Below are 11,089 nucleotides of genomic sequence, written 5' to 3'. Positions count from 1 at the left end.
GAGGCTACTACCACAACTACGACCTGTTCTACCCTGAAGGGTTTGGCGAGGGCTTGTCGGGGGCAGAGCGTGACTATGATTACATGGTGCTCAAGCGAAAGCTTTTGGAGCGGGGGCAAAAAGAGGAGGACTTTGGGCCATATATGGAACTGTCCAAGGCAGGCCATCTTACAAAAAGCGCAGGCGGAGGCATTGGCATCGAGCGGTTTGTGCGCTATGCCTGCGGCCTGCAGCACATAAGGGATGCAAGCCCTTTTGCCAAAGTCCCGGGGGAAAAATTCGTGGTGTAGCAATTGAATTTCATACGTCAAGAAAACCTATCGTAAATGACAAGCAACATATTGGCTCGGGTGATGAATTGGTGGAACATACAGAACTAGGACTACGTGTAGCTCTAGTCATCTCGTGTGCAAAAGTTGAAGGGACTAAAAGCCTCCATAAAATTGTTGTGGATTGTGGCGAGGATGGTTGTAAGACAATTGCATCCAGCATACCAGGCCAGAATTATGATTCCTGTCTTGTTGGAAAGCAAATTCTTGTGCAAATAGGCCTTCCCGAAATTGTCATTATGGGAGTTAAAAGTCAAGCACGTTTGCTTTGCTGCAGAAGCGACGGGGGTAAATCAGGCATTGCCTCAGGGAAGCCTGTGATGCTCCTGCCAGAATCCAATGTTCCTTCTGGCTCTAGTGTTTGGTGACTAAACAATTTTGATAAACGCATATGCGATTACTCCCCCACCAAGCATCAATCTCCAAGCCCCTCTTTCTTCTTTTTCTTTTTTCAACGCAAGCCCTGACTTTCAGGCAGCCAATAGCTTTAAACACTCAAACCTGCAAATCAAAAACATGTCCCGGGAACCGGCATTTTTGGAGCTTGAAAGGCACGCAATCTTCCATTCTGTAATCCCAAAAGTCGAGCAGTTCAGGGCACTTGAGCACCAAAAGGCCTTTGATATCGTCCTTTCTGGCTCAAGCAGGATTGTGCCTGTGACTTTCGGCCAGCTCTATGCGCTCCCAGTGAAAAACATCGCGTTCAATTCTTTTGAGGCCACATGCTGGGGGCCGCCCAAAGTTGTCTGGTCAGGGGCTGGCCTAAGCGACCTTATCCATAACTCAATAGAGGGCACAAGCGCAAAATACGTCCAGTTCTCAAGCTCCGATTATGGCTACTGCATAAAAACCAATGTGGCTCTCAGGGTCAACCCAATAATCGCATATTCAAGGGACTTCAAGCCAATCGGGCCTGGGCAGGGGGGCCCGTGCGCCCTGGTTGCAAATGCGCCGCAGGCTCAGCTGTGCATCACCGGATTAAAGGCAATCAAGCTTTCAGAAAAGCTTCCGGCAAACGTCATGCCACAAAAAATCTCCCCAATTTCAAGGACAATCGAGAAGATAAAAAGGGAACTTTTAATCTGGAAACTCAAAACCGCACTTGGCAAGTACTTTTCACAAGAGCTCAAAAAAAATCCGACTGGCAGGCAGGCAAGGGCACAATCCGGAAAAAAGCTGGTCGGAATCAAGATATCCTCAAGCAGATACAGCAAGGTTAAATAATCAGGTCAAGGCAATATTCACTGAAAGGCATCTGTCTTTCATCTGGCCTTTGTACCCCTGTCAAACCCGGGTTGAAGCCAATCAAATGGAATAAAAGAAGCGGAAAAAAAAGAAACTAAAATAAGAAGCAGAATAAACGAAACGGAAAAAAAGAAGCTGGCATTATGGCAAACAACAGGAAAAAAAGCGTCAAAATCGGCGAATATGTGGAGCTTGGGCAAAGGTATTCTGCACACCCCCAGATACTTGACAACCTTGATTCTGTAAGCTGGGACATGCTTGCGAATCTTGCCTCTTCGTTTCGCGTTGGCTTGGAATCCGACCAGGCGCACGCCTTTGGCCTGGCAAAGGAAATTCAGCTGACCCGCATGGTTCTAGTAGAGCGGCTCAAGGGCCACTCAAGCGGCACTGTCGCACTTGATGCAAAATTCCTTGTCGACTTAATTAACCTGCTTTCACGGCTCGAGGAAAAGGAGAAGGCGCACAAAGTAAAGCTTCGGAATTTCATGAACTTCATTTACCTGCTTGTGGAGAAGATGAAGCGGGAAAAGCTTGTTGTTTTTGACAAGGCCCAGGGAAAATACGTTGACAGTCTCAAATCAAAGAGGCTTGGATTGAATAGTTTTTCGCGGTCCCTCCAGGCCGAGAAGATTGAGAAGTAAGCAGGGAAAATCAGCTGCGGCTTTTTGGTTTTCAAAACAAGTTTTGCGGGCAATTCAATCCAGTTTGCTCTCTTTTTTCGGCACTGGCATCCCAAGCGTTTCAAAAAAGCTGATGCCGCCCCCTCTCACAGTTTTTGCCTCCTGCACCGCGCCAATGACTGCAATTGCAAGGTCGTTTTTTTGCAGGGGGCCAAATGAAGGCGGTTTTCCGACACCAGGGCCTTTTGAGTCTCCTAAATATTTTGGGCTGCCCGTATCCTTCGTGTTTTCCAAAAACTGCTGCATGAATGCAAAAGCGCTTGACGCAATCTTGCCAACCTGTTGGGATTCCTGCCGCCCCTCCTCATCGCAAATCCTCCTAAACTGCGCAGAGGAGGACTTCAAGTCCGAAAGAAGCCTGCTGTAAGAAGATTTTTCGGCAATATCTTTTTTCATCTTTTCCGTCGTTTTTTCCTCCTGTGAATAGGCCTTTGATGCCTTTAGCTGCCAATAGGCTCCTTCGGCAAAATCTGCAATTGCCTTAAGAAGCCTTTCCCTCTCCTTTTTTTCATAGCCAAAGTTGTTTAGCAGCATCAGCGTGTTTCTCTGGAATTCGTAGAATGCTAGCGTGTTTAGCATGCTGACTTTGAGGCTTTCAGATGCTATGCCTTTAATCGCAGCATTGACCAGCCTTTCAATCTCAGACCATCTCAACCCAAGCTCCCTTTCAACCTTTTCCTTAATTTCGGCTTCGTCTTTCTTGCCGCCTAGCCAGCCGACCAAGTCGTCTGTCTTCTGGAAATTTGGGCCGTTTGTTTTTATTGACGCCACTGCCGAAACTATCTTCACCCTTGCAAGATTTACCTCCTTCTTGCAATCCTCATGCTCATCTTCCTGTACATGGGAGTCAAGATACCTTGACAGTTCAATCAGCAGTTCAGTTGCCAGCATGAAGCTTCCGGTCCTTTTTATGGCGTTGAGGTTTTTTTCAATATCCTTTCCAAAATCAGAATGCCTGCTGCTCATCGTTTCAGTGTCATTTCTCACAATAGTGCACATGTTGCCAATGCACTTAATCTGGATTTCGCCAGCTTTTTTTGTTTGCTGCGTGCCTCCTGTCGCTTTGTCAAGCTCCTTGAACGCCATGCCGGCAGCAATCCTTGCCTTTGTGAAATCGTCGCCCATAAAATACGCAATTTTTTACCCGTCTTTTCCTTATAAGTCTAAGCTGGGGCTCCATGCTTTTGGCATGTTCTGGAGCTCAAGGTTTTTTCTCAATCCTGCCCCTTGCAACAAGCGCGCTCCCGCCGCCTTTTGCCCCCTGCTCTTTGAGAAGTTCAATTGCGCTATGGCCACTTCCTGCTGGAGCCACTGCCGCAACAAAACCGTCGGAAGTGACAATTAGCACAGCAAGCCCCTGGGAATTGAGCCTGTTGCAAATCTCCTCAGCAAGCTTTTGAGGGTAAGGCGCTCCAAGAAGCTTCACAAGTTTTCTTCCCTCTTTTCTCGCATTCTGTGCTTCCTGCTGGCTTACCTGTTTTGCAAGCACTTCCTGGAGCTTTTCAACTTCCTTCCCTCTCTCCTTCCAGTCTGCAAAGAACCTGAGTGCGGTGTCCTTCAGCTGCGCCTCAGGGACCTGAAGTGCGCTTCCCGCCTCCTTGATAAGCCGCTCCCGCTGCTGCACATATTCAACTGCCGCAGGGCCGCATTTTATGACAAGCCTCTCAAGCCCATCCTGCACGCCCTCTCTTTTCACTATTTTTATATACCCAAGCTCGCCTGTTTTTTTATTGTAATTATGCGTGCCACCGCATGCCTGGTGGTCAATGTCTCCAATGGAGACCACCCGAAGCTCTTTTCCAGGCACAGCCCCTCCCTGATAAAGCCTAAAGCCGTATTTGCCTTCAGCCTCAATGCGGCCAAGCACTTTTGTTGTGATTGGCAGGTCTGCAAGCACATAATTGTTTGCCCGCCTTTCAATATCATCAAGCTCGGCATCAGTTATTTTTTTGTAGTGGGTCAGGTCTATCTGCGCTTTTTTCTCGTCCTTGTATGAGCCTCCCTGCCAGATGTGCGGCCCCAAAACTTCGCGTGCGCACCTGTTTATCAGGTGAATTGAGGTGTGGTGCCTTGAAATCTGCCTTCGCCTTGCCCCATCTACAATGCCGCGCACTTTTTGCCCTGGCTTAAAAACCTCGGGCTTCTCAACCTCGTGCAATATCACGCCGCTTTCTTTTTGCACGTTTGGCACCCTTATCCCGTTTAGCGACCCAATGTCATATATCTGCCCGCCGCCTTCAGGGTAAAACGCACTTGCATCCAAAATCACCCACTTGCCTTTCACCGCCAGAACCATTGCGTCAAATTCCTCGACACTTTCATAAAAGAGCGTTTTTGTCTTTTCATGGCCTTCGACATCCACTTTGTGCTCTCCAGCCGGCCCAGCCTCATCATCCTTTTTCATCAATGTGTAGAAATTTTCAGGTATGGGCACTTCAATGCCTTTTTCCTTTGCAAGCTCGGCAACAAGCTCGACAGGTATGCCATCGGACTCGTACAATCTTTTTAGCTCATCAACTGAGATTGCCTTGCCTCGCGCAAGTAAGTTTGCAACCTTGCCCCTTCCTTTCTCCTTTCCTGCCATGAATTTCTTTTTTTCTTCTTCAACAATTGCGATGGCTGTTGGCACTCCACCTTCAAGCTTTGGAAACAGCTCGTGCAAATGGTGCGCATGCGCCTCCAGCACTTTGGCATAGTCAATGCCCATTGAAAATTCCTCGTCAAAGCCAAAAGTGCGGCGCAATATCATCCTAAGATTATATCCGCCCCCTGAGTTTGAAGGCAGCATCCCGTCGGTGGAAGTAAACAGGATGGTTTTCAAATGGTCTGCGCAGGCATAAGCCGCATGGAGGGGTGAAAACATATCAAGCAGCTCATGGGCGCCCATGCCAAGCTGCCTTGCAATCTTTTCCCTTTCGGCTCCAATATCCTCAACTTCGTCAGTGTTTAGCGAGCCAGACAGCTTCGCATACTGAAGGAAAAGCTTTTCATCTATTTTCACACCGGCACTTTTTACCAGATTCTGGGCTGCGCTGCCAAATGTGATATCATAAGAAATAGGGCTTCCATGCGTTATCCAGGCAAGCCGTTCCAAGCCTGCACCCATGTCAATGACTTTAGTTGAAAGCTCCCGCCCGCTTCCATCTGGCATCACCTCATACTGCATGAAAACGCAGTTGCCAAGCTCAAGCCCATCCGCAAAATATTCAATGCAGGGGCCGTAATTCCCTCCACCAATCCAGACATCCTCAAGAAAAACCAGGTGCGATTCATCAATGCCAAGGTGCGACAAATACCCCAAGTCATGGCTAATTGCCTCGTTCTTCCAGTAAAAGTCGCCGGTTTTTTTGTTGTTGAATGCCAACTGCCCAACCATTACAAAATCAGTGTAATGGCGTCCAGTGACACCGACATTTGAGACGTCTGAAAATCTTATGCATGGCTGTGGCACAATTACTGGGTTTGACTGTGGCTCCACCTCTCCTGAAACAACATAAGGCTGAAAGTCATTTACCGAGGCAATTGTGAAATACAAGTCGTCGCGCCATCTGGGAACGGTAGGGTAGGGTTCAACATAAGCATGCCCCGTCTTTTCAAAATAAGCCCTGATTTTTTTCCAAGTCTCTACATAGCCAAGGGGCTTTTTAGCCATTTTTTTGCCTATGAACCGGTATCCAATGCAGGATGGGTCAGAACACATCCCCCTTTCAGAAACCGACCAGAAAAAGCGCGAGCATTTTGTGCATTGCTGCCTTGTGTACCCCTTCTCAACCAGGGCATCGACTTTGAAGTGCTTTTGCCAGTCCTTCTTGAACTGCGCCCGCAGTGCGTCTTTTGATACCATACGCTCTCTTTTTGGCGTGCGCAAAATTATTAATTCATGGGTGGCAGGCTGCCAATCGCGCACATTTGCGCACACGCCCAAAATTGCAGTAACATGCCATTGCCAAATTCAATTACTGCAAGCAAATCTGCCAAAAAAGCAGCCTGCAAAACTCGCATCTGCCAGCCTGTCAAGCGCCTTTATGTTAAGTAGATGACAATCACAAGCTTCGTGCCCACTACTCTTAATCGGCCAAGGGGGAGCATGCCAACTTCAAAAAGGCAGCTTCAAACCAGGCGGCAACCCCTTGTTAGTGCTTATTCTTTTACTTCAACAGCACTCATTCTCTGAAGCAGTTTTTTCAACCTGCCTGCGCTTTCTGCGCCACTAACAATTGCCTCGACTATTTTTTCTGGTGTCAGCCTCTGTTCGCTTAGCAATCCTTTCAATTCATTAATTATCTCTTCGTTCCCGCCCTCAATTGCCTTGTAAAGATTGACATACTCAAGCCCTATCTTGCTTTTAATTAGTTCTTTGAGCTCATTGATTTTCACATCAAGCTCCTCTTCACCTGCTGCGCTCACGTCGGCTTTTTTCTTTTTTGTGGTTATTTTATTTTTGGGTTTTTTAGCAGTCAAAAGTTCTTTCTCTTCTTCTGTTATTATGGCAGTCTCCGGTTTCCCAGTTAACTGGCCGGCCAAATCGGTTGTTTGCGGCACCGCAATTTCCAATTTCCCTTTTTCGGTTTTCCTTTTCTCCGCAACCTTGCGCCTTGCAACTTCTTTATCAAACTCTTTTTGCGCCACAACCAGTCCCTTAACGCCATCAACCATCCCTGCGAGGTCGTCATATGCGCCCTCAACACCTTTGAGGTAGGCTCTTACATCAACAATTTTTGCAAACTGCTTTGCAAACTCCTCTTTTAGCTCGTTTATTTCCTTTGTGTCTTTATTTGCATATGCAATAAGTGTTGCGCCAAGAAGGGCAGTTACAACACCAAGCGTGCTTATTTCAAGTAAAGCCGCAGACGTAAAAACAGCCCCTGCAATGCAAAGTACCCCTGCGCCAATAATCGAGTTTTGCCTCCAAATCATGTTTCTTATCTTGTGCGCAAGCGGGGCGAGCGGTTCTGTGAGGTGGGAGATTTTTTCAGCAAGGCTTGTGATGATGTTTGTGCGCTTCATCAAAAGCCCAACGTCGCCAACAGGTGAGGCAGTGTCAGCGGCATCTGCAACGTAAACACTTGGGATTTGCTTCTCAACCGCATCTTTGCAAAAATACAAAAGCTCTGAATTGTTGTGTTTCAAATGCGCAGTGTTTACCGCCTTAACTAGATAGTAAGTCGAGAATTCCGATTCCCCTACAGGCTTCACTTCCTTTGGGAAGCTCAACGGTCTGTCAAATAGTGATTTTTTCCGAGCCTGTTGTTTGGACTCATCAGCAATGCCTTTCTCTTGCGAAATCTGTTTTTTCATGCCATCTCCTCCCAAGCAAACAAATGCGATAAATATAGTGGTAAAATTACTCTTTACATGAATATAAATCTTTGCCTACATTAAGAGCTCACGCCGTTTTCAAAACGCGGGCAAACGCATTTGCCCCAAGCGCAACCCTCAAACCGTGTTTTCCCAATTTTCTTCCAGAAAGGCATTTAAATTGGAATCATAATATCTAAAATAATCAGACATATCCAGAATCTTAGAGCCAATACTAGCATTTAGGCACAAGCAAAAAGTGGGGTGTAAGTTTATGTATCCGGTTTCACCGCAGGCATATGACAGGGCAATTACTGTGTTCTCGCCAGACGGCAGACTTTTCCAGGTGGAATATGCAAAGGAGGCTGTAAAGCGGGGGGCGACATCAATAGGCTTGGTGTGCAATGACGGGGTAGTCCTTGTTGCATACAAAAACACCCAGTCGCACCTGCTTGTTCCAGACTCAATGAAGAAAATCTTTGAAATAGATAATCACATTGCAGCAACCGCATCAGGCCTTATCGCAGATGCACGAAGGCTTGTGGATATAGGCAGGCTGGATGCGCAGCGCCACAAAATCACCTATGACGAGCAGGCTTCGGTTGAGCAGATAGCAAAAAACCTTTGCGACTTGATGCAGGTCTACACGCAGTATGGTGGCATCAGGCCGTTTGGCGTATCTTTCCTTATAGCCGGCATTGATAATGGCGTGCCAAAGCTCTATGAGGCAGAGCCATCCGGAGCCCTAACCGGCTACAAGGCGGCGGCAATCGGCATTGGCAAAAAGGAAGTCGAGGAGTTCTTTGAAAAGGAATTCAAGGAGAACATCTCACTTGAAGATGCAATTGCAATGTCTGTCAAAGCCTTGAAAAAATCAGGCGACTTGACGCTCAAGCCTGACACAGTTGAGATAGCCGTTGCCTCAACAAAGAAAAAGGAGTTCCAAATCCTCTCAAACAAAGAGGTTGAGAAATTCCTCAAGTGAGCATGCACTTGCGTAAACCCATGCGGCACCCCAAGCCGCAGGCGTTTGGCGCTTTTGCTGATTTTGCGGTTTTGCTATGACAAGCCTTGACAAGGCAATCATTGCCCATCTTGACTATGCCGGGGAGCGCTTTGAGATACTTGTTGACCCCGAGCTTGCGCAAGCCTATAAAACGGGGCAGAAAAAAGAGCTTAACAACGTTCTTGTGGTAGATGAAGTTTTCAAAAACTCAAAGACAAGCGAGCGGCACAAGTCCTCAAAGCTTCAGGAGGTTTTCCACACAACCGACGTGCAGGAAATCGCAAAGGCTATTTTTGAGCGAGGCGAGCTTCAGCTTACAACCGACCAGAAAAAGAAAATGGTCGAGGAGAAAAGAAAGCAGGTCATTGCCCTTATCGCCCGCGAGGCAGTCGACCCGAGAACCCATGCGCCAATTCCTGTCCTGCGCATTGAAAACGCGCTAGAGCAGGTGCGGGTGAACATTGACCCATTCAAGCCGGCCCAGGCGCAAATGAAGGAATTTGTTGATGCATTGAGGCCAGTGCTGCCCATAAAGTTCGAGCATGTGCGAATCGCAGTCAAGGTGCCGCCACAGCACGCGTCCAGGTCATACGGCACGCTCAAGCAGTACACGATACAAAAAGAGGAGTGGACGGGAAACGGGAGCCTCATTGTGATTGTGGAGCTTCCTGCCGGGCTGCAAGGGGAATTTTTTGACAGGATAAACAAAATAACTTCCGGGGATGTTGAGACAAAAACCCTTCCTTCCATTTAAAGCAAAAACGCCCTTCCATGCCCCGCAATCTCATCGCATCATCCAATAGTCTGCAACAGCACAATAACCGCACCCACCCAACTACCCCTTATCCCAATCACAATCAATATAAACCATTCATGGTAAATAAATCCGTAAAATGAGGAAAAATGAACAAGCAAATACAGAATTTGTGAAACAAGCTGTTTGCTAGAGACTCAGGCCAATAGTGCCGCCGGGCCCAATTCAAGCCGCAAAACTTATGCTTATTGCTTTTGTCAGGCGGCAGCCAAATTCCAAAAACACAAGGCAAGCACTGCGCTGGGTTTTTTCAGTGCATCGCTTGCCAAAAAAGCCGCAAACGCTTTTTCCATTCAAAAGGTGAAAATTATGAAACTCGTTGTTCCAGGGCAGCTTCTGTCGCAAAAGCCTCTCTCGCAGGCCTACTCATTTGTTGAAAACAACCAGACATTCGCGTCCGTCTTCTCAATGCAATCGGAAGACGGCCGCCTTGTGCCGCTCAAGGGTCCCTACGAGCCGATGCAAGAGGACCTTATTGTCGGCATTGTGGTGGATGTGAAGTTTGCAGGTTATGTTGTGCGGCTAAATTCCCCCTACACAGGCTTCCTTTCAAGCAGGGAGTGCGAGACCACATTCACAAGGGGGGATGTGATTATAGGCCGGCTGCTTTCAATAGACGAGGTTAAAAACATATCAATCATCGAGGCCCGCAAGCTTAGCGGCGGAAGGGTCATCATGTTCCCTCCAGTCAAGGTGCCACGCCTCATCGGAAAGAAAAACTCAATGATAAACATGATTCGCGCGGCAGCCGGCTGCGACATTGCGGTTGGCAGGAACGGGATTGTCTGGCTTTCAAACAGCGGCAACGTGGAGCTTGCAATCAGGTCTATAGAGATGATTTCGCAGCAGGCCCACATCCCCGGCCTGACTGACAGGGTGGCCGCGTTTTTGAAGGAGCAGACTGGCAAGGACGTTGCGCTTGAAGTCCCTGAGCCAAAAGATGCGCCAAGAAACCATGCAAGAGGATTTCACAAGGAGGGCCTCAAGGGCCGGGAAGGGGAGTTTTAGCCGCAATCAAAATGGGGCTTAAAAAATCAATAAAGAACCCTGAAAATAACCCCGAATAATGAATCTAAATTATCTTGAAATTATATTCCAACTGGTGATAAAATGGGAGAAAAACCGCAATTAATAATTGATGGCAAGCGCGCTGATGGCAGGGGAATGGCAGACCTGAGGAACATAAAAATCCAGGCCCATGTCCTGTCCGAGGCAAACGGCTCTGCTCTTATCGAATGGGGCAACAACAAAATCCTTGTCGGAGTGTTTGGCCCGCGCGAGTGCCTCCCAAAACACACCCAGTCGCCATACCGCTCTGTAATAAAATGCAGGTACAGCATGGTCCCTTTTTGCTCAAAGGAGGAGCACGGGCGCTCGGGCCCCTCCCGCCGCTCAGTGGAGCTTTCAAAAGTCATCCGCGACGCGTTTGAAAACGTAATTATCGCCGAGGCATACCCGAAAACCCAGATAGATATCTACATAGAGGTCCTGCAGTCGGATGGCGGCACAAGGTGTGCTGCAGTCACAGCCGCTGCAGTTGCCCTTGCGGATGCAGGCATACCGATGAAGGATCTTGTGTGCGCTGTTGCAGTGGGAAAAATTGACGGCCAGGTGGCTGTAGACTTCTCAAAGGACGAGGACAATTACGGCCAGTCCGACATGCCTGTGGCTTTTGCACTAAGGAACAATGACATACTGCTGTTCCAGATGGACGGCC

11 protein-coding genes are annotated in these 11,089 nt (G+C 47.9%); 8 read left to right on the top strand and 3 right to left on the bottom strand.

The window, feature by feature from the left end; genetic code table 11:
• From FJZ26_01495 to FJZ26_01480, 4 genes are all read left to right on the top strand, one after another.
• A partial coding sequence (locus tag FJZ26_01495) for an asparagine synthetase (protein ID MBM3229080.1) occupies positions 1-290 on the top strand: 290 nt, incomplete at its 5' end.
• Positions 221-697, top strand: a complete 477-nt coding sequence (locus FJZ26_01490) for a hypothetical protein (protein MBM3229079.1) — start codon at positions 221-223, stop codon at positions 695-697. The genes FJZ26_01495 and FJZ26_01490, both read left to right, overlap by 70 nt.
• Before the next feature lie 148 nt (positions 698-845).
• Positions 846-1,553: a hypothetical protein gene (locus FJZ26_01485; protein MBM3229078.1), complete on the top strand. Its 708-nt coding sequence runs from the start codon at positions 846-848 to the stop codon at positions 1,551-1,553.
• Between the two features lie 164 nt (positions 1,554-1,717).
• Complete coding sequence (locus FJZ26_01480) at positions 1,718-2,215, top strand: hypothetical protein (protein MBM3229077.1); 498 nt, start codon at positions 1,718-1,720, stop codon at positions 2,213-2,215.
• 54 nt (positions 2,216-2,269) lie between these two features.
• Here FJZ26_01480 and FJZ26_01475 read toward each other — a convergent pair whose 3' ends face one another.
• From FJZ26_01475 to FJZ26_01465, 3 genes are all read right to left on the bottom strand, one after another.
• Complete coding sequence (locus FJZ26_01475) at positions 2,270-3,379, bottom strand: hypothetical protein (protein ID MBM3229076.1); 1,110 nt, start codon at positions 3,377-3,379, stop codon at positions 2,270-2,272.
• 76 nt (positions 3,380-3,455) lie between these two features.
• On the bottom strand, positions 3,456-6,098 hold the full coding sequence (locus tag FJZ26_01470) for an alanine--tRNA ligase (GenBank protein ID MBM3229075.1): 2,643 nt from the start codon (positions 6,096-6,098) through the stop codon (positions 3,456-3,458).
• A gap of 296 nt (positions 6,099-6,394) precedes the next feature.
• Positions 6,395-7,552, bottom strand: a complete 1,158-nt coding sequence (locus FJZ26_01465; GenBank protein ID MBM3229074.1) for a Na+/H+ antiporter NhaA — start codon at positions 7,550-7,552, stop codon at positions 6,395-6,397.
• A gap of 274 nt (positions 7,553-7,826) precedes the next feature.
• On the opposite strand from FJZ26_01465, the gene psmA reads away from it, so the two are divergent.
• From psmA to FJZ26_01445, 4 genes are all read left to right on the top strand, one after another.
• Positions 7,827-8,537 (top strand): archaeal proteasome endopeptidase complex subunit alpha, encoded by a 711-nt coding sequence (psmA, locus tag FJZ26_01460; GenBank protein ID MBM3229073.1) that lies wholly within the window; start codon positions 7,827-7,829, stop codon positions 8,535-8,537.
• 76 nt (positions 8,538-8,613) lie between these two features.
• Complete coding sequence (locus FJZ26_01455; GenBank protein ID MBM3229072.1) at positions 8,614-9,312, top strand: ribosome assembly factor SBDS; 699 nt, start codon at positions 8,614-8,616, stop codon at positions 9,310-9,312.
• Positions 9,313-9,681: 369 nt separating this feature from the next.
• Complete coding sequence (locus FJZ26_01450) at positions 9,682-10,380, top strand: hypothetical protein (GenBank protein MBM3229071.1); 699 nt, start codon at positions 9,682-9,684, stop codon at positions 10,378-10,380.
• A 102-nt stretch (positions 10,381-10,482) separates the two neighbouring features.
• The coding region (locus FJZ26_01445) for an exosome complex exonuclease Rrp41 (GenBank protein MBM3229070.1) at positions 10,483-11,089 on the top strand (607 nt) is incomplete at its 3' end.

The sequence above is a fragment of the Candidatus Parvarchaeota archaeon genome (assembly GCA_016866895.1).
Taxonomy (GTDB): Archaea; Micrarchaeota; Micrarchaeia; order Anstonellales; family VGKX01; genus VGKX01.
Note: the sequence above shows the minus strand (reverse complement) of the source record. Positions and strands in the feature narration are given on the sequence as shown.